At 46.8% G+C, this 21,646-nt stretch carries 27 protein-coding genes, 2 tRNA genes and 1 pseudogene; 19 read left to right on the forward strand and 11 right to left on the reverse strand.

Annotated elements, in window-relative coordinates; genetic code table 11:
* Positions 1–24: 24 nt before the first annotated feature.
* A complete protein-coding gene (locus ACJ2PR_RS04625; protein ID WP_446876116.1) occupies positions 25–576 on the reverse strand; it encodes a DUF6658 family protein in 552 nt (183 codons plus the stop codon).
* Between the two features lie 325 nt (positions 577–901).
* On the opposite strand from ACJ2PR_RS04625, the gene ACJ2PR_RS04630 reads away from it, so the two are divergent.
* Positions 902–1,822: a lysylphosphatidylglycerol synthase domain-containing protein gene (locus tag ACJ2PR_RS04630; RefSeq protein WP_446876117.1), complete on the forward strand. Its 921-nt coding sequence runs from the start codon at positions 902–904 to the stop codon at positions 1,820–1,822.
* Between the two features lie 62 nt (positions 1,823–1,884).
* Here the strand turns inward: ACJ2PR_RS04630 and ACJ2PR_RS04635 are convergent, their stop codons facing one another.
* On the reverse strand, positions 1,885–3,381 hold the full coding sequence (locus tag ACJ2PR_RS04635; RefSeq protein WP_446876119.1) for a hypothetical protein: 1,497 nt from the start codon (positions 3,379–3,381) through the stop codon (positions 1,885–1,887).
* A 66-nt stretch (positions 3,382–3,447) separates the two neighbouring features.
* Between ACJ2PR_RS04635 and ACJ2PR_RS04640 the strand changes: the two genes are divergently transcribed.
* Positions 3,448–3,573 carry a hypothetical protein gene (locus ACJ2PR_RS04640; protein ID WP_446857130.1) on the forward strand — a complete coding sequence of 42 codons (126 nt, stop codon included), beginning with the start codon at positions 3,448–3,450 and terminating at the stop codon, positions 3,571–3,573.
* Positions 3,574–3,888: 315 nt separating this feature from the next.
* Here ACJ2PR_RS04640 and ACJ2PR_RS04645 read toward each other — a convergent pair.
* Positions 3,889–3,971 (reverse strand) — tRNA-Leu (locus tag ACJ2PR_RS04645).
* A 419-nt stretch (positions 3,972–4,390) separates the two neighbouring features.
* Here ACJ2PR_RS04645 and ndhL point away from each other — a divergent pair.
* The 3 genes from ndhL (at position 4,391) to trpA (ending at position 5,892) form a co-directional block, all read left to right on the forward strand.
* Entirely contained in the window at positions 4,391–4,603 is a 213-nt protein-coding gene (gene ndhL, locus ACJ2PR_RS04650) for an NAD(P)H-quinone oxidoreductase subunit L (RefSeq protein ID WP_446857129.1), read from the forward strand.
* Between the two features lie 95 nt (positions 4,604–4,698).
* On the forward strand, positions 4,699–5,031 hold the full coding sequence (locus tag ACJ2PR_RS04655) for a DUF3007 family protein (RefSeq protein ID WP_446857128.1): 333 nt from the start codon (positions 4,699–4,701) through the stop codon (positions 5,029–5,031).
* A gap of 60 nt (positions 5,032–5,091) precedes the next feature.
* The gene (trpA, locus tag ACJ2PR_RS04660) at positions 5,092–5,892 is read left to right on the forward strand and encodes a tryptophan synthase subunit alpha (protein ID WP_446876121.1); all 801 of its coding nucleotides are present in this window, start codon (positions 5,092–5,094) and stop codon (positions 5,890–5,892) included.
* A gap of 117 nt (positions 5,893–6,009) precedes the next feature.
* Here the strand turns inward: trpA and psaX are convergent, their stop codons facing one another.
* Complete coding sequence (psaX, locus tag ACJ2PR_RS04665) at positions 6,010–6,144, reverse strand: photosystem I protein PsaX (protein ID WP_446857126.1); 135 nt, start codon at positions 6,142–6,144, stop codon at positions 6,010–6,012.
* 161 nt (positions 6,145–6,305) lie between these two features.
* Positions 6,306–7,241 carry a lipoyl synthase gene (lipA, locus tag ACJ2PR_RS04670; RefSeq protein ID WP_446876122.1) on the reverse strand — a complete coding sequence of 312 codons (936 nt, stop codon included), beginning with the start codon at positions 7,239–7,241 and terminating at the stop codon, positions 6,306–6,308.
* Positions 7,242–7,406: 165 nt separating this feature from the next.
* On the opposite strand from lipA, the gene ACJ2PR_RS04675 reads away from it, so the two are divergent.
* Positions 7,407–7,532, forward strand: a complete 126-nt coding sequence (locus ACJ2PR_RS04675; protein ID WP_446876123.1) for a hypothetical protein — start codon at positions 7,407–7,409, stop codon at positions 7,530–7,532.
* 35 nt (positions 7,533–7,567) lie between these two features.
* On the forward strand, positions 7,568–8,104 hold the full coding sequence (locus ACJ2PR_RS04680) for a response regulator (protein WP_446857124.1): 537 nt from the start codon (positions 7,568–7,570) through the stop codon (positions 8,102–8,104).
* 228 nt (positions 8,105–8,332) lie between these two features.
* Here the strand turns inward: ACJ2PR_RS04680 and recR are convergent.
* The 3 genes and pseudogenes from recR to ACJ2PR_RS04695 all read right to left on the reverse strand — a co-directional run.
* Positions 8,333–8,914 (reverse strand): annotated as a pseudogene (gene recR / locus ACJ2PR_RS04685) (recombination mediator RecR); the annotation flags it as partial.
* 216 nt (positions 8,915–9,130) lie between these two features.
* Positions 9,131–9,478: a histidine triad nucleotide-binding protein gene (locus ACJ2PR_RS04690; protein WP_446857123.1), complete on the reverse strand. Its 348-nt coding sequence runs from the start codon at positions 9,476–9,478 to the stop codon at positions 9,131–9,133.
* Positions 9,479–10,243: 765 nt separating this feature from the next.
* The gene (locus ACJ2PR_RS04695) at positions 10,244–10,393 is read right to left on the reverse strand and encodes a hypothetical protein (protein WP_446876125.1); all 150 of its coding nucleotides are present in this window, start codon (positions 10,391–10,393) and stop codon (positions 10,244–10,246) included.
* A 36-nt stretch (positions 10,394–10,429) separates the two neighbouring features.
* Between ACJ2PR_RS04695 and ACJ2PR_RS04700 the strand changes: the two genes are divergently transcribed.
* The 9 genes from ACJ2PR_RS04700 (at position 10,430) to ACJ2PR_RS04740 (ending at position 15,466) form a co-directional block, all read left to right on the forward strand.
* On the forward strand, positions 10,430–10,765 hold the full coding sequence (locus ACJ2PR_RS04700) for a cation:proton antiporter subunit C (RefSeq protein ID WP_446876127.1): 336 nt from the start codon (positions 10,430–10,432) through the stop codon (positions 10,763–10,765).
* The gene (locus ACJ2PR_RS04705) at positions 10,762–12,198 is read left to right on the forward strand and encodes a cation:proton antiporter (protein WP_446876128.1); all 1,437 of its coding nucleotides are present in this window, start codon (positions 10,762–10,764) and stop codon (positions 12,196–12,198) included. The genes ACJ2PR_RS04700 and ACJ2PR_RS04705 overlap by 4 nt, the downstream gene beginning before the upstream one ends.
* Positions 12,195–12,590 carry a Na+/H+ antiporter subunit E gene (locus ACJ2PR_RS04710; protein WP_446857120.1) on the forward strand — a complete coding sequence of 132 codons (396 nt, stop codon included), beginning with the start codon at positions 12,195–12,197 and terminating at the stop codon, positions 12,588–12,590. The genes ACJ2PR_RS04705 and ACJ2PR_RS04710 overlap by 4 nt, the downstream gene beginning before the upstream one ends.
* Positions 12,591–12,649: 59 nt before the next feature.
* Positions 12,650–12,901: a hypothetical protein gene (locus tag ACJ2PR_RS04715; RefSeq protein WP_446857119.1), complete on the forward strand. Its 252-nt coding sequence runs from the start codon at positions 12,650–12,652 to the stop codon at positions 12,899–12,901.
* Entirely contained in the window at positions 12,898–13,194 is a 297-nt protein-coding gene (locus tag ACJ2PR_RS04720; RefSeq protein ID WP_446857118.1) for a monovalent cation/H(+) antiporter subunit G, read from the forward strand. Before ACJ2PR_RS04715 ends, ACJ2PR_RS04720 begins: the two co-directional genes overlap by 4 nt.
* Complete coding sequence (locus ACJ2PR_RS04725; protein ID WP_446876129.1) at positions 13,181–13,765, forward strand: DUF4040 domain-containing protein; 585 nt, start codon at positions 13,181–13,183, stop codon at positions 13,763–13,765. Before ACJ2PR_RS04720 ends, ACJ2PR_RS04725 begins: the two co-directional genes overlap by 14 nt.
* Positions 13,766–14,428, forward strand: a complete 663-nt coding sequence (locus tag ACJ2PR_RS04730) for a Na(+)/H(+) antiporter subunit B (RefSeq protein ID WP_446857116.1) — start codon at positions 13,766–13,768, stop codon at positions 14,426–14,428.
* Positions 14,429–14,725: 297 nt separating this feature from the next.
* Positions 14,726–15,139, forward strand: coding sequence for a nuclear transport factor 2 family protein (locus ACJ2PR_RS04735; protein ID WP_446876130.1), 414 nt, complete (start codon positions 14,726–14,728; stop codon positions 15,137–15,139).
* A 253-nt stretch (positions 15,140–15,392) separates the two neighbouring features.
* Positions 15,393–15,466: transfer RNA gene (locus ACJ2PR_RS04740), tRNA-Pro, on the forward strand.
* A gap of 217 nt (positions 15,467–15,683) precedes the next feature.
* Here the strand turns inward: ACJ2PR_RS04740 and ACJ2PR_RS04745 are convergent.
* The 3 genes from ACJ2PR_RS04745 to ACJ2PR_RS04755 form a co-directional block, all read right to left on the reverse strand.
* Positions 15,684–17,231, reverse strand: a complete 1,548-nt coding sequence (locus tag ACJ2PR_RS04745) for a hypothetical protein (protein ID WP_446876132.1) — start codon at positions 17,229–17,231, stop codon at positions 15,684–15,686.
* Positions 17,232–17,413: 182 nt separating this feature from the next.
* Complete coding sequence (locus ACJ2PR_RS04750) at positions 17,414–17,974, reverse strand: hypothetical protein (RefSeq protein ID WP_446867853.1); 561 nt, start codon at positions 17,972–17,974, stop codon at positions 17,414–17,416.
* A 5-nt stretch (positions 17,975–17,979) separates the two neighbouring features.
* The gene (locus ACJ2PR_RS04755) at positions 17,980–18,411 is read right to left on the reverse strand and encodes a hypothetical protein (protein ID WP_446867854.1); all 432 of its coding nucleotides are present in this window, start codon (positions 18,409–18,411) and stop codon (positions 17,980–17,982) included.
* A gap of 780 nt (positions 18,412–19,191) precedes the next feature.
* Between ACJ2PR_RS04755 and ACJ2PR_RS04760 the strand changes: the two genes are divergently transcribed.
* The 3 genes from ACJ2PR_RS04760 (at position 19,192) to ACJ2PR_RS04770 (ending at position 21,616) form a co-directional block, all read left to right on the forward strand.
* A complete protein-coding gene (locus tag ACJ2PR_RS04760) occupies positions 19,192–20,007 on the forward strand; it encodes a Tic22 family protein (RefSeq protein ID WP_446857111.1) in 816 nt (271 codons plus the stop codon).
* Positions 20,008–20,214: 207 nt separating this feature from the next.
* Positions 20,215–21,120, forward strand: a complete 906-nt coding sequence (gene prmC, locus ACJ2PR_RS04765) for a peptide chain release factor N(5)-glutamine methyltransferase (protein WP_446876133.1) — start codon at positions 20,215–20,217, stop codon at positions 21,118–21,120.
* Positions 21,074–21,616, forward strand: coding sequence for a DUF427 domain-containing protein (locus ACJ2PR_RS04770; protein WP_446876134.1), 543 nt, complete (start codon positions 21,074–21,076; stop codon positions 21,614–21,616). The genes prmC and ACJ2PR_RS04770 overlap by 47 nt, the downstream gene beginning before the upstream one ends.
* The last annotated feature ends 30 nt before the right edge of the window (positions 21,617–21,646 follow it).

Genomic DNA, 21,646 nt, shown 5'->3' on the forward strand with positions numbered 1-21,646 from the left:
TCGCAATTTTTGACTAAATCTTGACTACTGCCCGATCGCGGGATTTGCCTTTGCTTCTGGACGGGCCGATGCAGAGTCAGCCGTATCTTTGACAAAAGAACTTGCATCTTTGAACGCTTCACCCACACGCTCTAAAATCTTGGCATCGGGGTCACTGCGATCGATAACAGGCTGCTTTTGTAGGGGCAAGCTTGGCAAGGACTTCTGTTGCTTTGCGCCAATATCGGGACGGTCAGTTTCAGTGTTGTTAGACCCTCGATAATTGAGATCAGAGGCGTTGCTTTTGATTGAATTGTCAGCAACCTGCTTCAGAGCAAGCGAGGACTGAGCCTGTCTTTTGACATTTGACCGACCTGTGATTTTGGGGTCAGCCGTCATTTCTGACTCGGAGCCTTCGCCACCCATTTTGTGAGGGTTATTGTTGCCACCAATCTGGACAGGCGTATTGTCAGGACGAGAGCCTTGCAAATTTGCATCGCTACAGGCAGTCGTTAGTAAAAGAACAAATCCTGCTAAAAAAACCATCAGGATCTGCTTGATTCGTACCTCTTTAAAAGAGAAAGTTGGTCGCTTCATTCCGTGCTCCTTCTTGTGTCAAATCTTACAGGAGAATCCAATCAGTTTCTATACGATTCTTATAGGTTTAAAGCCTCAAATTCACCAAATTTAGCCTTGCTTATAGAAGCCTTAAACCCAACTTAAACTTTTAATTCTCCTGTTACCCGAATCCGCCTATCAACACTACAGAACTCAAGTGAACAACAACCTCTAACGCAAGTCACATTTTCGGCAAATTGGCGCTAATTCTTCTCTTACCGTAGAGAGATTGCAGCCGCTCCCCAATTCTCCATTGAGCGATAGAAGACGTACATTAAACTGAGTCAGCCCATTGCACTTGTTTATGAAAATCTTCTGGACACGCTCTAAACCCTTCCTACGTTGGCTGATTTTGGGAGCCGTCCTGTTTTTCTTAGCCAAAACACTCACCACTCATTGGCAAGAAGTGGCGAACTTGCGAATTGATTCAGTAGGGTTTGCCTGTCTGACGATCGCCCTGGGAATTACGCTCTTAGCTCACATTTGGGCGGGTTGGGTCTGGAGTTGGATTCTACAGTCCCTAGATCAGAAGGTGACCGGAGTTTGGGGGGTTCAGGTTTACCTTAAAACCAACATTGCTAAATACTTGCCCGGAAATCTGTGGCACTTTTATGGGCGCATCTCGGCTGCTACCAAAGCTAACATTCCGCTCAAAGCCGCAACGCTAAGCATTCTATTAGAACCCTTGCTCATGGTGGCAGCGGCTCTATTAATTGCTTTGTTTAGTCTTCAGCAGATCGAGCAGGATTGGCTACGTCAGGGGTCGATCGTCGGTCTAATTCTCGTATTAGTTAGCCTTCATCCGCGCTGTCTAAACCCGGCGATCGCTCACCTGACTCGACTCAAACAAAAAGCTACCCACTCTCCTGCCACGTCTGCCCTCAAACTGAAACGCTATCCCTGGCGATCGCTGCTTGGAGAACTGGGCTTTTTGGGACTGCGGGGCATCGGATTTGTGTTTGTGTTCCTGGCGATTCAAGTCATCTCTCTCAATCAGGTTCCCACGCTTTTAGGCGCATTCTCGATCGCGTGGCTGTTGGGATTTATTACACCAGGATTGCCGGGAGGAATTGGCGTATTTGAAGCGGTGGCGATTGCTCTTTTGCAAAAGTCGTTTTCTCCGGGTGATTTGATTAGCGTTGTGGCGCTTTATCGGTTGGTCAACACGTTAGCCGAAGCGGCAGGAGCCGGATTGATCAGCCTGGACGATCGGCGCGAAAGGTAGGAGCAAAAACGATTGTAAAATTTCCAAAGCTGGCTCAAACCGACCTTCAACTTCGTCAACCTTCACTCAATATCTTCTTCGATCTCAAACGATTGATCTATTTCCAAAATCTCCGCAGGCTCCAGTCTGTAGTCATATTTAAGCTGAGAGAAAATGCGATATTCATCGAGATCAATCTGTTGTGGAGTCAAGTCCGGAGGAGGTAGATTCTCATCCATTTTGATCAGGTTATACTGCACGTTTTCGGCATAGATTGCAAACGTAACATTGAAGATTTCTAGAAAGTTGACAACCCACCAGCAGTCTTCTTCGGGACACTTTTCGTAGTAGCGAATTAGTTCAGCAATTTGTGCTTCTAGATGAGTACGAGCATTTTTGCAAATCAAAATTAGCTTGAGCAACACAATAACCAGCGTCATCGGATTGCCCTGTGACAGTAGGAGGACAAACAGCGCAGACGGATCGTTACGATTTTCGGTAGTCAGATATTCAATCACTCGATTACAAGTTCGCAAAATTAGTGCATCATTCACTAAATCGTCGTCGTAATCTCCATAAAGAAGCGCCATCTTGTCCGACAGTTTTGCCTGCAACGTTTCTGAGAATTTGTTGTTATCAACCGAAAAGATCAGATACTTTTTCAAGCTTTGCTTAAAGTCTCTGTAGCTGAGTTGCTGAACTTGATTTAGGTAAATATTTGCGAGATTAGCATAACTAAAAGGGCCGCGTTTGGCGACGATCGTTTTGATCAACCGCAGCACATTGTCGCCCAAAGCCGTCGGGTTTTTGGGTAATCGCTCAGGTGAAGAAATAATCTGTGATTTGGCGATATACATTGCAAGGTCAAACTTAAATCGATCTTTAAGCTGTTTTGATAAGGCTCTAGCGGCTTCTCGCTGCTCGATCGGATTTCCTAAATCTACATATTGTGGCACCAACAAATAAGACGTATATCGACTACTCCAGGGGCCGATTTGCTGCTCTTCATAGCGGGACGCAAAAAGTTTTAGATCTTCGTAATCTTTACTGTTTCTAAAGTTCTCAATCCACTGCCTTAGACGCTTTAAAGTCGGAGAAATCGTGTGTAGATCAAGCGCATTATCTTGAAAAACATAAACCAGATCTTGAATGGGTTTAAAGTTTCTGCTGGCATCCCAGTTGTTAACCAGAATATAACAAGACCGTTTTAGAGTATTTCTAAACTCTTCTTCATCGTTGTTAAAAACAATCTCATAAACCGCATGAACCGCCCCCGAACTGACTGAATCGACGTGATAGAGAAATAATCGTTTGAACTCCAGCAACACTTCTTCGGGCGGCCATTTTCTGACGACATCCAAAAGAAAGCGATAAATGGTTTCTTGTGCCAGTTGAATATTTCGTCCCGAACGGGAAACTCTGTCTGGTTGCTCATTCTGATGTCCATCCATCAGTATTTCTCCGATCGCTCCATGACTCAGGGTTCCCAAAGATGAGTGGATCAGATGATCGGGTGACGATTGCACATTGTGCAGTTTTGATCTAAGGTATCTGCGACCCGTACCCGGAACTCCATTCATATAAACCAACACCAGATAGATGAGGCGTTCTTGCTCTTGATGAGAGAGTATCGCTCAAGTGATGGTATGGATGCAATCACTAATTTTGGCGAAATTCACAATGCTTACTTTTGGAGTCAATTAATCCACATTGTGACCGCCCAATTAGAGAAACATCGACCGTCAATCGGCGATCGGCTGACTCAATACTGAGCAGTATGCGCTGTTCACATATTTCCCTAGCTGGCAAAAAAGCTTGCAGAAATGTGATCACGCCAGTTAATTTTGGTGATCTCTATCACCAGCTAGTAATATCCGGAGATCTACAGAGCTTTTTAAGTTATAGCTCAAAGAATATCTAGTTCCTAATGATTGCCAAAGTTTTGCAGCACACACTGAGTCAAATCCTACAATTTGAGTTCAAGTGTACCAATGAATGAACGCAAAATGGAGGTTAGCGGCCAAAAATTCTATAAATAACTGATAGAGGACTGAGCTAACAGATAACCGACAGCATCAAGTTGAAGATGGGGGCAGAGGGACTTGAACCCTCACGACTTTTCAGTCAACGGATTTTAAGTCCGTAGCGTCTACCATTCCGCCATGCCCCCAGAGAATTAACTGCGGCCACACAACTCGAAACCGCACCTCTGCCAATCTACCTTGTTTATTGCATCATTAAATGGGTCACTTATCAACGTTGTTTTGAGATTTCTCAAGGTTTAGGAAAAGCTTAGAGAACTCGATCGCCGAGTTAACCCACAAAACTTTTTGCCTGAGAGTTAAAATCGCAGCAACGAGAGCAAAATCAACCGTCGCGAACTACAAAGCCCTGAATTGGTCTATGCGGCAGACTTCATTCTTTGAGTCGCGTTACCGATCGCACTTGCGAAGCGAACACCATTTGTCAGCCTCAACTCGCTCCCTTACTCAATCGTTCACCTTAGAAAACGCGATTGCAGAAAAGCTTTCCTCTGGTTGAAAAACGGTAGTATAGGTGGGTTATACCCCTTCTTACCGTCGTAAAAGCATGGAAGTTGCACTTTTATACTTGGCTCTAGGTGGAGCTTATCTAGTCGCCGTCCCCCTTGCTATTTTCTTTTACCTTCAGGCTCGTTGGTACGTCGCACCCTCCTTTGAGCGCGGCTTTATGTACTTTCTGGTCTTCTTTTTCTTTCCGGGCTTGTTGGTGCTGAGTCCATTTTTGAACTTTAGACCCAAGCGGAGAACGATTTCGGCCTAGATGTAGGGATGAAGGATGAGGGATGAGGGATAAACTTGTTGAAACGCTTTGAGCGATCCTTCATCCGAATCGAGTAGCTATTATTTGGGTTGACAATGCGACGAATTGATGTAGTCGGGATCACGTTAGGCGTGTTTTTGGTAGGAGGACTGGCCTATCTGCTGCTAGAAACGATCGGACTCGACAGCATGAGCGCCGGAATTTGGAGCCAGGTGCTGTTGGTCGGGGCAATTATCGTTTGGGTTGTGACTTACCTGACGCGGGTTTTGTCACAAAATATGACCTACAATCAGCAGCTACAGGACTACAAAGAAGCCGTCTTGCAAAAGCGTCTCGAAGAACTCACCCCCGAAGAGTTAGAAAAACTTCAGGCAGAAATTGAGCAAGAAAACCAGGCAGGCAAAGGGCAGAAAAAAGCAAAGCACTAATTGAGAGCCTTCCCTATTCGTCCTAAACTAGTCCTAAACAAATTGGGTTTAAGGACAGCAATGACTTCAGTTTCTCAATGCTTCGATCGTCTGCGAGATCGGGCCCAGTGTGCGCTTATTCCCTTTATTACGGCGGGTGATCCCGATTTAGAAACGACGGCCAAAGCATTAAGGATTCTCGATCGGTGTGGGGCTGATTTGATTGAGTTGGGCGTTCCTTACTCTGATCCCTTGGCGGATGGGCCCGTCATTCAGGCTGCCGCTACTAGAGCATTAGAGCGAGGCACCCGACTGGATGACGTGTTGGCCATGGTCAAAAACGTTGCGCCAACGATTCGTGCGCCCCTGATCCTCTTCACCTACTACAACCCAATTTTGAATCGAGGCATCGATCGCTTTCTTCAGGATTTATCCGCAGTGGGAGTCAAAGGGCTGGTTGTGCCAGATTTACCCCTGGAGGAAGCAGACAGCCTGCTAAAACCTGCAATCGCTCACGGGATTGAAGTCATTCTTTTGGTCGCCCCCACCAGCCCTCAAGAACGGATTGCGGCGATCGCCCAACAGTCTCAAGGTTTTGTCTATCTGGTCAGCACGACGGGCGTAACGGGAATGCGAAGTCAGATGCAAACGCGAGTCAAAGATTTATTGCTAGAACTGCGTCAGGTGACCGACAAGCCGATCGGGGTTGGATTTGGCATTTCTCAGCCCGACCAGGCACACCAGGTTATGGAATGGGGATCTGATGCAGTCATTGTCGGCAGTGCCTTTGTAAAGCGATTATCAGAGGGGACTCCAGCCGAGGGACTGAGGGCGATCGAAGAATTTTGCCAAAGCTTGAGGGCGGCGATCATCTCAGAGTGATTCTCAAAACAATTTCCCCCCGATTTCGTCTCGCCATTTGAGAAAAAACCAGGGGGAAGATGAGCGATCGGATTCGATCGAATTAGAACAGTGTGGGGATCGCTCCCCGCCTAGTGCCTACTTGAGAATCCCAAAGTAGTAAGCTGCAACCACAAAGTTGCCCACTAAAAGCACCAGGGCCCAAAACGTGCGAAACGGATAGGGAGGTTTGCTCGTCTTAATCGTTGCACCAGAAGCGCTCTTTGCTGTCATAAAGGGTTCTCCATATTTAGTGACCATCTCTAGGGATACCAAAACAAGGGCATTTTTGAGGTAAATTTCGGTTAAGCAGGGAGCGTAAAGAGTACAGAGCCAAGTGTGAGATGTGGGACAAAGGAGTTTAGCTTAATCAAAACTTAAATTCCTCGGATCTCTCATCCCTCTTCGCCTGCATGATAAGAACTCCGAACCAGGGGAGCCGATCGCACATGAGAAAATCCTAGATCACGGGCGATCGCACCTAGACGCTCAAATTCATCAGGATGCCAGTATTTTTGGACGGGGAGATGAGCCAGCGAGGGACGCATATATTGCCCGATCGTCAGACGATCGCAGTTTATCGCTCTCAAATCCTTTAGCGTTTCGATCACTTCTGCTTCGGTCTCACCGTGACCCAACATCAGACCGGATTTGGTGGGAAGGGTGGACTCGATCGCTTTGACAATTTGAAGGACTCTGAGAGAGCGATCGTACTTTGCCCCCCGTCGTACCGGATTTTGTAAGCGTCTTACCGTCTCGATATTGTGGTTGTAGCAGGCAGGCTGAAGGGCAACAATGGTAGAAACTCGCTGAGATTGGAGATCTTCAGACGTGCAGCCCGCTTCTCGTCCGCCCCAAAAATCAGGAGTCAGCACCTCTACCTCAGTCGTGGGATTGACTTGTCGAATGTGAGCGATCGTCTGAGCAAACCAGCCTGCTCCCTGATCGGGCAAATCGTCTCGCGCCACCGAAGTCAGCACCACATATCGCAGTCCTAACAAGCGAACGGATTCTGCCACTTTCTGAGGTTCGTCTAAGTCGAGCGGCATCGGAGTGTGACCCTTGTCCACCTGACAAAAGCCACAGGCACGAGTACAAATTGGCCCCATCAAGAGAAAGGTCGCTGTCTTTTGGGCATAGCACTCGCCTCGATTGGGACACCGACCCTCTTCACAAATCGTATGGATCTGACGCTGCTTGATGATGCGCTGCACAGTTGAAATTTCGCTGGCTTTGCCGATCGGTCGTCGCAACCACTCAGGCAGGTTAGCAAGCTCTAACTTTTGTGCAGATGATGCTGGAAGAATTGCAGGATGGGGGTTGGAAGCCATAAAAGGGAGAACACTAGGTCGCGATTTGGTGTACTTTGTGAGTTTAGTGCTAGAAATATTGAATATCCACATTTTCCCTTTTCGCAGCATACACGCGCACTTTTTGGTCAGAGGGGTACACTAGTTGATGCGATTCAGGTCGTTTTGCCCTGCCTTTGATTTTAATTGAGGGTTTGTCAAACCTACCGCGATCGCTTTCGCAGTCCACCGCGCTTATTTCACTTTTATCAGGGTTTCGTCCTCCAACCGGATCAAGCGGCCGTCAAATCTGCCGTAACCCGTCACACCTAATTGTTTTTTGCAGTCGCTTCTACAGGAGTTCAGTTGTGGCAAGTCACAAAATCGTAGTCATTGATGACAGCGCCGTGATCCGGAATATGGTTCGCGATATGTTGCCCAAAGGCAATTTTGAAGTTATGGAAGCCAAAGACGGGGTTCAGGGGATCAACCTGATTCGTCAAGAGCGTCCCAATCTGATCATGCTAGATTTTCTGCTGCCTCGAATGAGCGGTTGGGAAGTGTTTCAGCAAATTCAGACTCAGCCAGAGCTACAGAGCATTCCGCTGGTGCTGATGTCCGGTCGCAAAGAAGAAGTGACCGAGAAGCTGCAAGAGCCGTTTGAATACTTTGAGTTTGTGCAAAAGCCGTTTGATCAAAAGATTTTGATCGACGCGATCAAGATGGCGATGTCAAAGGCAAAACGTCGCCCTGCTGCGGCTCCGGTGGCTTCGGGAGGTGGAGCGGCCGCCAGCGGTGACATCCAAGCGCTAAACGCCAAGATTGCCAAGATGCAAGCTGAAATCGATGCGCTCAGGAAACAGCAGGGGCAGATTTTAGCCTTCATTAAGCAAAAGTTGAAGTAAATCTGGAAAAGACCCAAGTTTTATCCGATTGGGTATGAAGTCGATCGAGCCTTTTCGCTGCTTGTCTTAATGCGAATTCGATCAGGCTCTCTGCGTCGTCATCCAGTCCTTCAGCCCCATAAATCCCCATTCTGACGAACTGTGATGTCGAGTATTTGGCTCAAAGTTTTGAGTTGAGTAGGGGAGGCGACGCTTGGGGTATTGAATTCACATCCGATCGCCAGAGTCTTAATCGAGATCTCTTCTGCCCTCTAGAGCGCGGGCCAGGGTCACTTCGTCAGCGTATTCTAGATCACCACCCATCGGTAGCCCAAAAGCAATGCGAGTAACGCGAGTGAAGGGTTTGAGCAGGTGTCCGACGTAGAGCGTGGTGGTTTCTCCTTCGACACTGGGACTGATCGCGAGAATGACTTCTCCAATTTTTTGTTGACTAACGCGACGGACTAGCTGTTGAATGTGTAGCTGTTCGGGGCCGATGCCGTCGATCGGGGAGATCAGCCCACCCAACACATGATATTTGCCTCGATATTCACGAGTTTTTTCTAGCGCGATCACATCTCTAGAGTCCGCAACCACACAAATCGTTGCACTATCTCGATTAGCAGCGCGACAAATATCACAAACTGGCTCGGCTGATAGGTGAAAACAAACTGAACAGAAGCCCACTTGCAGCTTGGCCTCAACGATCGCCATTGCCAGCGCTTTTGCTTCTTCTTCGGGGCGCTTGAGGATGTGGAGAGCTAACCGTTGGGCTGTTTTGGGGCCAACACCAGGGAGGTGCTGAAGTTGCTCAATGAGACGAGCGAGGGGGCGTGTGTAAACCGTTTGCGTTCCTCCAAATTCTTGTTGATCTTAGCGTAGGGTGGGGGATCTTGAGAGGGATGAGGGAGAACCTCAATGATCTGTTCCCCTTTTTGGGTAATCCGCTTTGTGAGGAGGGAGGAGGGATGAAATAAAGCGGGAACTGGCTTTATTCCTTTTTTACAAAATAGTGTGGTGTGTGCCTTTTGGTGCGGAGATCATTGCTTAACCGGGGGGCCATTCCATTGGTCTTCCGCCGAGAATGTGGAGGTGAAGATGATACACCGTTTGGCCGCCGTCTTCGCCTGTGTTGATGACGACTCGGTAGCCGTTGGTCAGTCCAACCTGTTGGGCAACTCGTTTGGCGGTTAGGAGTAAGTGCCCCATTAGAGCATGGTCTTGAGATTCAGCATCCGAAAGTTTGGCGATCGCTTGTTTGGGAATCACCAAAATATGAACGGGCGCTTGAGGATTGACATCGCGGAAGGCAAGGGCGAGATTATCTTCATAAACAATGTCGGCAGGGATCTCTTTACGAATAATCTTGCCAAAAATGGTGTCGTTGTCGCTCATGGCAGGCTGCGGGTTGCGATCGCGCTGGTTTCAAAGGCTTTCTAGTTGCATAATCTCACGAATTGGGTCGCTAGAGACTGATTAATTTCTCAACGCATTGCCCATTGACCCTAGAGGCGACTATCTTCTGAATGCGGTGATCGTTTACTCAGGCAGTAAAAAAATCGCATTCTGTTCTTTGAGTAGAGCGAGTGCAGAAGCTCACAACTAAGCTCTGAAACAGCTATCTGCTTCAACTGCATACAGAACGATCTCTAAAGTTGGATACAAAAATGTAAGTTTGATTACACTCTGAACTGATACTCATCTCAGTCAGGCGCAGCGTATCTCTTTGACCATCATTTAGCTATAAAAAGTTAGTTTTTACAATCACAGAATAGATGCTTGCGTCTCTCCGGGACTCAGAATTCACAAAATCCCATCCTCATAATCTGCTGTATCAATCAATCCTACGAAAGACTTCTATCGATAAGCAAGGAATTCTCAATAGATGCTTCTCGAAGTTAGGTTACGACTTTGTAGTACCTTGGATAGTCAATGACCTGTATTCATTTTTTTCTAATCCTCAAAGACGCATTAGGACGTTTTGAGCCTTCTTGTCTGTCATGCATTCGCGCGATCGGGCATTAGAAAAAGATGCTGTGGGGATTTGATTAAGACTTAGTGTGTTCGCTAAAAGCGTGTGTTTCTCGGCTGCTGTCAATCCTTTTGAGCAGTCGCTGCTAGTGCAATTACCTGTTTTAGGGTATTGAGTTTTCAAGAACTCTAGTCGTCTACTTCATTACCTTGATGCTTACCAATCAGATTTGGGTTGACTCTTTGCAACATCAATGGACTGCGATCGGATTCTTCGAGGTTCCGCTTAATGGAAACCAATGCGATCGACTCAATTAGACAGCCGATCCTGACATCCATTCTTTAAGACAACCCTTTACTTACCAGGCAATCTTTGTGTTAGAAGCGTGTGTATTTGCGACCGTAATGTGCGGTTTTTTTGGCATTCTTTTTAAGAAAAATCTTGTGATGAAAATCATCTCAATGGATGTCATGAGTACGGGAGTGATTGCCTATTATGTGCTGATTGCATCGCGGGGCGGCTTGCTTACGCCCATTCTCACAGGCGATCACAAAGGAAATTATGCTGATCCGGTTCCCCAAGCTGTCATTTTGACAGCGATCGTGATCGGCTTTTCGATTCAAGCCCTGATGCTGGTTGGTGTAATGAAACTGGCACGAGACAATCCGACTTTAGAAACCCGCGAAATCGAGCGAAATAACGCCCCATGAACACCCTCACCCTGGTTTGGATTGCTCTACCGTTTTTTGTAGGGTTCATTAGCTATATGCTCCCTCGGTTCGATCGCTACATTTCATTGGCAGTGGCGATCGCCTCGATTAGTTTTGCATTGCTAGCGTTTAACAACCCTCCACTGACGCTGAAATTACTCGACAGCTTTGGCGTTACGTTATTGGTCGATCAATTAAGCAGCTTCTTTATTTTGACGAATGCACTGGTGACAGCCGCCGTCATTCTCTATTGTTGGCATAGTGATAAGACTGCATTCTTTTATATGCAACTGATCATTCTGCACGGTAGCGTCAACGCTGCGTTTGCTTCTACAGATTTCATTAGTTTGTATGTGGCTTTAGAAGTTATTAGTATTGCAGCATTCTCATTGATTGCTTATCCTCGATCGGATCGATCAATCTGGGTTGCGCTGCGCTATCTCTTTACCAGCAATGTGGCGATGTTGTTTTATCTGGTTGGCGCAGGATTGGTTTATCAAGCCAGCCATTCCTTTGCGTTTACCGGATTGCGCGAGGCACCCCCAGAAGCCCTTGCTCTGATCTTTCTGGGGCTTTTAGTCAAAGGAGGCATCTTTGTATCGGGGCTGTGGCTGCCGTTGACTCACTCTGAATCAGAAACACCCGTTTCGGCGATGCTGTCAGGTGTGGTCGTCAAAGCAGGAGTCTTACCGCTCGTTCGTTGTGCCCTTTTGGTAGAAGAAGTTGATCCGCTGATTCGGCTGTTTGGGGTGGGGACGGCGCTACTAGGTGTTGGGTATGCTGTTTTTGAAAAAGACACCAAGCGAATGCTGGCATTTTCCACCGTTTCGCAGTTGGGCTTTATTTTAGCGGCTCCCGAAGTTGGGGGATTCTATGCGCTGACACATGGATTAGTTAAATCAGCACTGTTTCTAATCGCAGGCGTGTTGCCCAGTCGCAACCTCAAAGAATTACAGCATCAGCCGATTCATACCCCGATCTGGATTGCGCTCGTAGTTGCCAGCTTCTCAATTTCAGGCTTTCCACTTTTGTCGGGCTTTGGGGCAAAAGTGTTGACGATGAAAAGTTTATTACCCTGGCAAGCGATCGGCATGAATATCGCAGCCTTTGGAACGGCTATCGTGTTTGCCAAATTCATCTTTTTGCCTCGACAAAGCCAACCCGAACAAGTCAAAGACATCCAGCCTGGGTTTTGGGCAGCCGTGATTTTATTAATTGGGGGACTGGTTTTAGCGAATGTCGTGTACTACGAGGCTTATAGTCTTACCAATGTCATTAAACCTTTGGCAACGATCGCGCTCGGTTGGCTGGCCTACTTTCTGGTCTTTCGTCAAACCGTTTTCAAACTGCCGCGACTATTAGAGCAATTTGATCATCTAGTGGGAGTCATGAGTTTGATGTTAGTTCTATTGTTTTGGATGGTGATGGCATGATTGGATCGCTTAATGTAATGCTGCGGCTGATCATTTGGTTTCTGCTCACAGCTAATTTGAGTGTGGCAAACATTATCATTGGGTTTTGTGTCGCCTTATTGTTGCCGCATAGCAAGACAACTCTAGGAGCCTTGAAAGATTGGCTGCGGGTGCTGTGGGAGATTGTTGTTGCCATTCCTCAAGCGTATATGGAGGCCTTTGAACTGATCTTTCGCCCTCATACTCAAGAAGACATCACAATGGAGCGGGTCAAACAACGGCGATCGCCCGGTTTGATTTTTCTCGACATCTTTCTCATTACCTTTACGCCCAAAACTATTGTTGTCAAGTACCACGAAGCAGGCTGGTATGAAGTACATCGGGTACAACGGCGGCGAAAACGGGCTGATTAAACCAGACTCAACAGGCAGCAGCTCAACCAAATTATTAAGACGACTCAAAAAGGAAAGACATGAACTTGGTTTTGATTGCAATGATTTTGGCGTTACTCATTCCAATGTATGAGGCCTGGCAGGATGATGATATTTGGCAAAAGATGTTAGCGTTCGCCAGCATTGCGACCAAGACTTCGGTGATGATTTTAGTCGTTTCTGTCCTGCGGGATGACTGGATGATTGGGGTGGCTGGCGTAATCATCTTGAGTGTGGGAAATGCTGGATTAATGCTATTAGCACAGGTGATCAAACGGATGAGTGCATTATGACAAGTGTCTTTATTAACGTTCTTAGCTATTTCTGCCTTGCAGTCGGACTCTTCTTCTGGTTTTGGGGCACCTTTCCGCTACTGGGAAAGCGATCGATTCTATTCAAACTTCATAGTCTTTCGGTTGCGGATACGCTCGGCTCGATGAGCATTGTGGTGGGTCTGCTGCTCAAGATTCCTGAAAACTGGTCGCTGCTGCTGTTAGCACTTATTTCACTGGCAATGTGGAATACGATGCTGGGATATGTGCTGGCGTACTGCTCTAGTAGTGGAGAAACCAATGATCAACGATAGCTATGTATATTTCATTGTTGCCCTGCTGCCACTGTCGGCGTTTATGGTCACGATTCAGACCAATCCCTTTAATGCTCTGGTGATTCGTGGCATATTGGGTGCGATCGCTGCTCTAGTCTATTCAGTGCTCGGTGCGCCAGATGTTGCTTTGACTGAGGCATTAGTCGGAACGATGCTAGCGATTACACTTTACGCGGTGGCGGTGCGATCGTCGCTAGTGATGCGAATGGGTGTTCTTCAAAATGGCTGTCTTGACCTAGAAGAGAAGCACAAAGGACAGAATGATTCTCTGTTTGCACCGCTCATCGCTGACCTGCGAACCATTACGCGCAAATACCATCTGCGGCTAGAACTCATTCCCTATCCTGATTCTGAATCTCTAACACAAGCATTGCTCGAAAAAGAAATTCATGTCACTTGTATTGCACAGTTGCAGTCTGATCAAGATCCTACACAGTATCAAACCGTGACTCGAATTCGCCGCCTCTATGAGATTCTCCAAACCGAACTGACATCACCCATCACTAGCCTGGACTATATCAGTGCATCAGACCTGGAGGAAAAACATTAAATGAAATGGCTCTACATTGCAGCAGGAATCGCCCTGTATATCAAATTTCTAATCTTGCCAAATCCGACCGCAGATGGGCTGGATCTCTCGATCGTCGAAGCCGTCATTCAAGAGAGCGGAGTGGCGAATGCGGTATCTGCCATTATTCTCAGAAATCGACTCTATGACACAATCTTTGAAGTTATTGTTTTTACGATCGCCATTATGGGGGCGCACTTTCTCTTAGCCAATGAGCGACCGTTTTGCACCATTTATCAGTTTACCGATCAGCCTTCGATTGTTCTGGCCCGACTGGGAGCGACGGTGGCCGCGATGGTCGGGGTTGAGCTTGCCATTCGAGGTCATCTCAGTCCGGGGGGAGGGTTTGCGGCGGGAGTTGCAGGCGGAACGGCGATCGGTCTGGTCGCGATTACCTCGTCCTCAAAGTGGATGGAGTCGATTTACCAACGCTGGCACGCAGCCACCTGGGAAAAGATTTCGGTGCTGGTATTTATTGTGCTGTCGGTGGTCACGCTGGCGGGGATTGAATTGCCCCACGGTGAATTGGGCGCACTGTTTAGCGGTGGAGTGGTTCCCATCCTCAATATTCTAGTGGCTATCAAAGTTGCTCTGGGTTCGTGGGCTGTAATTTTAGTGTTTATTCGCTATCGAGGATTGTTGTAGAAGACGGTTGCAAACATTCATGCGAAGTTGATCCATCAATCCTCATCCATGAAAAACTTTGCACGGCAAATTCCATCAAAAAGTCCCCCAGAATTGGCAGCTTGGGGGGCAAAAGCACTAAACAACGCAGCGCATAAAACTTCAGCATAAAACTTCATTGAACTAACGGTGACCTTAATAACCAGGAATTCATTAACCAGAGATTCTGATTTTGGGTAATTTAGAAATCCCTGATTGAGAATAGTGCAAAATCTAGAGTGAGCAAACGTTCTCTATTTTTTGGAGCAGACTCAAATCGTGGAAACAAAACCGCCTCTTCCCCCTTTTACCCTCGAAACCGCCAAACTCAAAGTCCAGGCCGCCGAAGACGCTTGGAATACTCGTGACCCCGATCGCGTGGCTTTGGCGTATACACCCGATTCATGGTGGCGCAATCGATCAGAGTTTTTTAGCGGTCGCGACAACATTCGATCGTTCCTTCAGCGCAAGTGGGCCAAAGAACTTGATTATCGGCTCAAAAAAGAACTGTGGAGCTTTACCGACAATCGCATCTCAGTTCGCTTTGAGTATGAATGGCACGACGAATTGGGACAGTGGTCTCGATCGTATGGCAACGAGCAATGGGAATTTGCCGAAAATGGCTTGATGCAGCGACGAGAAGCCAGTATCAATGACGTTTTGATTGAGGAGAGCGATCGGAAGTTTCGCTAATGATTCTTCAGTTCAGCCGTGTTGAAATCTGATCTCAACCTGTTTGGGTGCGATCGATCAGATTTCACGACTCCGAACTCGCTCCAGAAACTCAGGATAATTGGCAATCACGGTAGTTTTTTTGTTGATATCCATATTTGGGTACACTTTTTTGTGATCCGAGCTACCGATTCAGTCCAAAATTAGTCCAACGTCTAACAAATCTGTTTCCCCCATTTCCCAAAATCAAGCTATACTATTCAAGTGCAATCCACGGGATGTAGCGCAGCTTGGTAGCGCGCCTGCTTTGGGAGCAGGATGCCGCAGGTTCGAATCCTGTCATCCCGATTTCTCGTGAACATGCCTGATACTGGGATAGGGAATTCAGTGCGAAGTGTACTTTAGAGATCTCTAGCGCATCACCAACGTTTGAGAACGATAGAAATGGGTGCGTTTCTACCTAATCTTTGATATCAAAACTACAGTTCCAGGTACGCAGTGAGGCGATCGATGGGTCATCGACTCTCATCTCAAAAATCGAGTTCGGCATCACAATTTTCATAGCTCAAATCAAATTGCTACGTCTTTTAGATCTCATCTTTCTAGAAACTCCTCCATCTGATAGTTCTACTTCTTGATATTCATATTGTTGAGAATATTTCATTCGTAGCGTTGTGAAGGCTCTCTTACGATTGGTCTGATCTTGTTTAGTGCTGCCACTTTTAATGAAGTCATTCAAGTCAACCCATCCTTCTGAATCCTGCTTAGACTTGTCTTTAATAAACTCAGCAGACTTTTTAAGTAACTCCACAATTGCATCTGTATTAAAATTTCTCTCAGGTGTTTCTACCTTTAGTAATGCCTCAAGCTTTTCTCGATGAAATTCCCCATTTGCACTAAACCCTCGTTGTGAAGTCGGGGACTGATCCGCCGATGCTGCCAGGGTCGTAACGACTGGAGACAAAGGAACTTGATAAACAGGAACCGAACCCCAACCATTCACGATCGAGTCAAAATAGACCCGTCCTGTTTTGCTCAAATGGTCTGGTGATGGCTTTCCACTAAAGTAAGTTGAATGATTGTCTAGCAATTCTAAATTGTCTTGACTTAGTAGTAGAATGCGTCGATAAATATTCCTCACGCCTCCCCCAATTTCAAACGTCTCGGTGTCGGGAGACTGAGCAAGCAACCAGCCATACTCACGCTTTGATCTTCCCATAGAACACAACGTGTTGAAGCCAGCCATCAATTCTTTGAACCATTTACCCGTTTTTTCTTTGACTGCCAGAGCTTCATCAAAAATGAGCAGCTTTGCGCCTTTGGACTTTTGAAACTTTTGAATAAAACAATTAATCGTCGCCATGACTTCAACCATCGACTCAGCGCTAGTAAAGGGGTCAATATGCAAGGGTAAGTAATGATCTACCGCTTCCCAGTAGTGAGCCTCTGATGCGTCAGCTTTTGGATCGATCGCCCAAATCGTCACGTCCGGGTGCAACCGTTTAACGGCCCTCGATGCGATCGCAACGATAACCCCTTTGCCCGCTCCAGGCGGCCCGACAATCAACGACGATTGCAAATTAACTGCCAATGACTCAGCAATCTCTATTGACTCACTAGAGGAAACCGGGCAGGCTGTTTGAGTCGCTACAGATGATCCTTCAAGTTCATATTGAGGAATCGTCGCTATCGGAGCCGTACCCAGATCAGGCAAATCTGAAGGCTGACACTCTGGCACAGGTGAACTCTTAACTTCTACCGCGCCCAACTGAGTTTGAACTGTAGGCTGATAGCTTTGTGCGATGTCCCACTGTTGCCATTCTTCGCGCTGGATTTCTCTCTCAGTTTTTCCGGTTTTAGCTTCTGCGTCTTTATTGAGTTTGTGGGCGTACATCAAATCGTTGAGACCCACTAGCGCCACGATCGCCGCCAAAGGAAATCCGGCCATTGCCATTCCTACAAACGTTCCTAAAACGGTAGCGACACCGATCGCGCCTTGATCTTTTGTAAATTTAGCGAGTGCGATCGCATTCTGTCCAAAATCATTCTCAAACTTGATATTGCCAGTTGCTTTATCAGTCGCTTTAACAATTGCGTGAGTATAGTTCGTCATCATCTTCCTGTTAACTAAAGTTTTGTTGGGGTGATTACACCTCCTTTTTTTACCTGCTCAAACTTGTGTATAGCAGTCCTGAATCAGTTGTGAGCATCGTCAAAGAATAAGTTCTTAGTCATTAGTCATTAGTTGTTAGGCTTCGATTGACGACTAATTACTAACCACTAATCACCACTGGTTTACCGGGATGGGTTACCCGGATTGACCGCAACAGAGTTAAATCTCTTCATGCCTTCCCACACTCGTAGAGCCACCCGTAAGCAGAACTCAAAGCCAAACATCGTCACTGTGAAATAAATCATTGCCCACCAATCAATCAGGTTTGCATCCCAGTTAGGAAAGTCTCTGACAATCATATCGATGCCCCCTTTGTAGGGAGGAAATGCCATAAAACATACAATCGCTTCAAAGATATAAGCCCCACCTTTATATCGCTCTAAGCTAGTCATCCACGATTGAGGCTGTTTGATTGCATGTTCCTCTAAAAGCATCGGAAGCGTTTCGATCGCTTGAATGGTTCCCCACAAAATCACCCCTAGAAATTGCGAAAGATTTAATGCGATCCATGCAATCCAGCCACCTATCAAAGGGATTTGCACCAGACTAGATAGGAATGGAATATATCGAATTTGATCGGCTAATTCTTTGGCTAATCTCATCCAGGGTTGGACGTTGACCAACATCATGAAGCACAATCCAGCAATAAACAGCCAACTGAGAATTTTTGACAAAGTTTTCATGATTTCTATCTTCCTTGTTGATCCAATAAGTTTTGCATTTCTGGTTTGTCTGCGAGTGCTACTCGTGCAATATCCGTAATGAGTCCGTCTTGAATAACGGCGGTGTCGCCCAGTCGATTGCAAACAATTGCGTTATCTCTAACTCGTCTATTGAGAGCCGAATCAACTGTAGTTGCGCCTTCTCTGAAATAGGCTTCTTTTCCGGTCTTCTGGTCTTTGATTAGAATGCAATTAGCTTTGTAACGCTCGATCGCAACCTTTGATAAATCTTGAGCATTTCTGGCATCATCTCTGTTTTTACGTAACCGCTCATTAAAGGCTAATTGGTCTTGTTTGATCGCCTGATTTTTAGCAATTGATTGCTTTATACTTTCACCTTGGCTGAGGGCAATGAGTGCGATCGCGCCCAAGATCAAATGAGATGTTTTAATGTTCATTCACTACCTCCTCAGTAAGGATGAGTTAACTGTTTTACTTGATTTAGACAAGCGTGATAGTGTCAAAAATAGTTGCACTAGAAAATTAATTAAGAATGAATAACGTCTTGAATGACTACAGCTCGGCGAGTTAATTTTTGGAATAAGATTTGCTATTGTTTTACAATCTTTTAGTGAGCTATAGATTCTTGTCGTTATCTTGTTTTGACTTGTCGTTATCTTGTTTTGACTTGAGTCACCCGCCTTTAACTGAGTCATTGGTAAACCGTTTGCAATGCTGAATGAGATAGAGATCATCAAAGTGTCCTGATTTGAAGTAGAAGATGAGAGTAGAGTGGTAAATCGTCCTCATATTCACGTTGTTTACTTTGCATTTATGCCAAAACTTTGTAGTAGTTTTTATCGTTTGTGGGGAGAGATTAATCTTTTTTCAGCTATCAAGATTCGTCACTAACTACAAGCTCAGTCTAGAAAGGTGACGATCGACGACTCGCAAACCTAACTGTTCTTTGGTACGTGCCTCAAGTGAGGTAGCCAGCGCTGCAAATCGGTGTTACTATTTCCAAGACTTTGATCTGGTAAGTAAGCTGATATCAAGCTGTCCGTTAGACCGTACATTTGCGGATTGTGAGCAAACACTGGAACTCTCGATTCTTTTACCCTGTCACCCATAGCTGATACCTTTGGTGAGCGATCGTTTAGAGAAGCCGCATCGCCAAAACAGTTAACGCCTCGAATTTGTCTCAGTTCTCTATGTAGTTTTTGATGCCAGGAGCAATCATGAAATCATTGGTTCGTTGGAGTGCTACGGTCGGTTTGGTGGGAGCCACTTTGCTAGGTTCGCTCGTTGTGAGTGGGTTAGAGGCACTCGCCCTGACTCCAGAGCAAATTGTCCAAAAGTTACGGACGATTCCTGCCTTTACTTTGGCTGACAAGCAGGGTGCGCCTCTCGTTGCTGCGCCCAATACGGGTCAAAAGGGCACTCCAGAAGCGCCAATTTTTATCAGTCAAAAGGATGCTCAGGCGTTTTTAGAAGGGCTGAAGACAAGAAACCCTAATTTGGCAAAAGAAGTCAAAGTCGTACCTGTGTCTTTGGCAGAAGTGTATCAACTGGGCAAAGCGAATCAAGGCAAGCCTGACCAATTAGTATTTACCTACGTGCCCACCAAGCAGCAAGTTGATTCGGCGGTGGCGGTTCTCAAGCAAAATGGTCAGCAGATAAATCAGTTTAATGCAACGCCTCTATTTGCGCTGGGCCAAAAGAAAGGCGATGGAGTTGGCTTTTTGACGCTGCCACGCGACAAGCAACGAGTCATTCCCATGTTTTTTGAGAAAGAACAGGTGCAAGCATTGCTGACTCAGCTTAAGAAAGAGGTGAAAAACTTTCCGGCTGATGTGCAGATTCAGGTGATCCCGTTGGAGAATGTGCTGCAAGAGATGCAGTCTAACAACAACAAAGATCCCAAAAATCAAGAGTTTCTAAATCAGATTGAGTTGGTGCCCTCGGTCGAGTCGATTCAATTTATCCAAAGCCTGCAAAAGGCAGCACCCGCGCAAAACAGACCTCAAGCTGCTCCGAGTAAGCCTAAGAAGTAGGGATGAGGGATGAGGAATGAGGGATGAGGAATGAGGGATGAGGGATGAGGGGTTGCCGCTGGCGGCACGCTTCGCGAGAGGAATGAGGGATGAAAGGGCGGCTTCGGTTGGTTCTGGAGAGTCGGCATTCCTCGTTTTGCTCTTGATTGAAGACTTTTGCTGGAATAGTGGAGTCTACCTAAAACTTTCTGAGAGTCTTCTATTCTCATGTGTGACGCTTTACAGGTCTCTGGCTTAACGCTTTGGGAGTGGCGATCGCACGCCAAAAAATCTGCTCTAGCGGCTGGCGTTCCGGTTGGAGAAGTCGATTGGCTGCTGCAAGCTCTGACGGAACTCGATCGCTTGGCTTTGCAGTTGGACTCCTTCAAAACTCAGGAGGTTGACCTGAAGGTTTCCTTTGTAGAGCTACAGCAGCTTTGGCAGAGACGGCTTGAAGAGCGAGTTCCGATTCAATATCTGGTTGGCTTTGCACCGTGGCGACAGTTTACTCTCAAGGTTTCGCCTGCCGTTTTGATTCCGCGTCCTGAGACCGAAGAGTTGATCGATTGGGCGATCGCTGCTGCTCGTTCTAACCCCGCTTTGCAGTCAGGACACTGGGCAGATTTGGGAACAGGCAGTGGCGCGATCGCGATCGCACTAGCGGATGCGCTGCCCAATGCGACGATTCATGCGGTTGACCAGAGTGTAGAAGCGCTGGCGATCGCTCGACAAAATGCTCAAAACTTGGGACTTTCAGCTAGAATCCACTTTTATCAAGGTTCCTGGCTGGAGCCACTAGATTTTCTCAAAGGAAGGCTGGCTGGACTCGTTTCTAATCCGCCTTATATTCCCAGTCAGACGGTGTTGGCGCTAGAGCCAGAAGTCGTTAATCACGAGCCGCACTTGGCGCTGGATGGGGGCGCAGACGGATTGGACTGTATTCGGCATCTGGTGGAGACGGCACCTGAGTATCTTCGGACTGATGGGGTTTGGATGATTGAGATGATGGCGGGGCAAGCCGATTTAGTCACCGATCTTCTTAAGCAACAAACGCGGTACGATCGCATCACCACTCACCGGGATCTGGATGGTATTGAACGTTTTACGATCGCTCATCTCAAATCTGTTTCCTAAAATGCATCCTCAAGCCATTTCGCCTCAACCGGGTCAAGAATCTGTCTGGAGCTATCCGCGGCCGCCTCGATTAGAGCCAACCTCTAAACAAATTCAAATTATTTTTAATGGCGAAGTGATCGCTGAGACGCAACGGGCTTTTCGCGTGTTAGAAACCAGTCACCCTCCGGTTTATTACATTCCGCTAGAGGACATTCGACCGCAATATTTGAGACCATCCACTCGATCGACCTTTTGTGAGTGGAAGGGTGCGGGCAGTTATTACAGTGTGGTGGTCGGTGATCAGTCGGCAATCGATGTGGGCTGGTACTATGCCAGTCCAACGCCTGATTTTGCAGCGATTAAGGATTACGTCGCGTTCTACGCTGCCCCGATGGATGCTTGCTACGTCGATGGAGAAAAGGTGACTCCTCAACCTGGAAGCTTCTATGGCGGCTGGATTACAAGCGATATTGTGGGCCCGTTTAAGGGGGAGCCAGATTCGTGGGGGTGGTGAGGGAGAAAGAGGGATGAGGGATGAGGGATG

The sequence above is a fragment of the Phormidesmis sp. 146-33 genome (assembly GCF_052939515.1).

Excerpts from the sequence above, each read along its gene's own strand:
- ACJ2PR_RS04625 (WP_446876116.1), bottom strand. The coding sequence starts at position 576 with ATGAAGCGACCAACTTTCTCTTTTAAAGAGGTACGAATCAAGCAGATC.
- ACJ2PR_RS04630 (WP_446876117.1), top strand. The coding sequence starts at position 902 with ATGAAAATCTTCTGGACACGCTCTAAACCCTTCCTACGTTGGCTGATT.
- ACJ2PR_RS04635 (WP_446876119.1), bottom strand. The coding sequence starts at position 3,381 with ATGAATGGAGTTCCGGGTACGGGTCGCAGATACCTTAGATCAAAACTG.
- ACJ2PR_RS04640 (WP_446857130.1), top strand. The coding sequence starts at position 3,448 with ATGGATGCAATCACTAATTTTGGCGAAATTCACAATGCTTACTTTTGG.
- ndhL (WP_446857129.1), top strand. The coding sequence starts at position 4,391 with ATGGAAGTTGCACTTTTATACTTGGCTCTAGGTGGAGCTTATCTAGTC.
- ACJ2PR_RS04655 (WP_446857128.1), top strand. The coding sequence starts at position 4,699 with ATGCGACGAATTGATGTAGTCGGGATCACGTTAGGCGTGTTTTTGGTA.
- trpA (WP_446876121.1), top strand. The coding sequence starts at position 5,092 with ATGACTTCAGTTTCTCAATGCTTCGATCGTCTGCGAGATCGGGCCCAG.
- psaX (WP_446857126.1), bottom strand. The coding sequence starts at position 6,144 with ATGACAGCAAAGAGCGCTTCTGGTGCAACGATTAAGACGAGCAAACCT.
- lipA (WP_446876122.1), bottom strand. The coding sequence starts at position 7,241 with ATGGCTTCCAACCCCCATCCTGCAATTCTTCCAGCATCATCTGCACAA.
- ACJ2PR_RS04690 (WP_446857123.1), bottom strand. The coding sequence starts at position 9,478 with ATGAGCGACAACGACACCATTTTTGGCAAGATTATTCGTAAAGAGATC.
- ACJ2PR_RS04695 (WP_446876125.1), bottom strand. The coding sequence starts at position 10,393 with ATGGATGTCAGGATCGGCTGTCTAATTGAGTCGATCGCATTGGTTTCC.
- ACJ2PR_RS04705 (WP_446876128.1), top strand. The coding sequence starts at position 10,762 with ATGAACACCCTCACCCTGGTTTGGATTGCTCTACCGTTTTTTGTAGGG.
- ACJ2PR_RS04710 (WP_446857120.1), top strand. The coding sequence starts at position 12,195 with ATGATTGGATCGCTTAATGTAATGCTGCGGCTGATCATTTGGTTTCTG.
- ACJ2PR_RS04715 (WP_446857119.1), top strand. The coding sequence starts at position 12,650 with ATGAACTTGGTTTTGATTGCAATGATTTTGGCGTTACTCATTCCAATG.
- ACJ2PR_RS04720 (WP_446857118.1), top strand. The coding sequence starts at position 12,898 with ATGACAAGTGTCTTTATTAACGTTCTTAGCTATTTCTGCCTTGCAGTC.
- ACJ2PR_RS04725 (WP_446876129.1), top strand. The coding sequence starts at position 13,181 with ATGATCAACGATAGCTATGTATATTTCATTGTTGCCCTGCTGCCACTG.
- ACJ2PR_RS04730 (WP_446857116.1), top strand. The coding sequence starts at position 13,766 with ATGAAATGGCTCTACATTGCAGCAGGAATCGCCCTGTATATCAAATTT.
- ACJ2PR_RS04745 (WP_446876132.1), bottom strand. The coding sequence starts at position 17,231 with ATGACGAACTATACTCACGCAATTGTTAAAGCGACTGATAAAGCAACT.
- ACJ2PR_RS04750 (WP_446867853.1), bottom strand. The coding sequence starts at position 17,974 with ATGAAAACTTTGTCAAAAATTCTCAGTTGGCTGTTTATTGCTGGATTG.
- ACJ2PR_RS04755 (WP_446867854.1), bottom strand. The coding sequence starts at position 18,411 with ATGAACATTAAAACATCTCATTTGATCTTGGGCGCGATCGCACTCATT.
- ACJ2PR_RS04760 (WP_446857111.1), top strand. The coding sequence starts at position 19,192 with ATGAAATCATTGGTTCGTTGGAGTGCTACGGTCGGTTTGGTGGGAGCC.
- prmC (WP_446876133.1), top strand. The coding sequence starts at position 20,215 with ATGTGTGACGCTTTACAGGTCTCTGGCTTAACGCTTTGGGAGTGGCGA.
- ACJ2PR_RS04770 (WP_446876134.1), top strand. The coding sequence starts at position 21,074 with ATGGTATTGAACGTTTTACGATCGCTCATCTCAAATCTGTTTCCTAAA.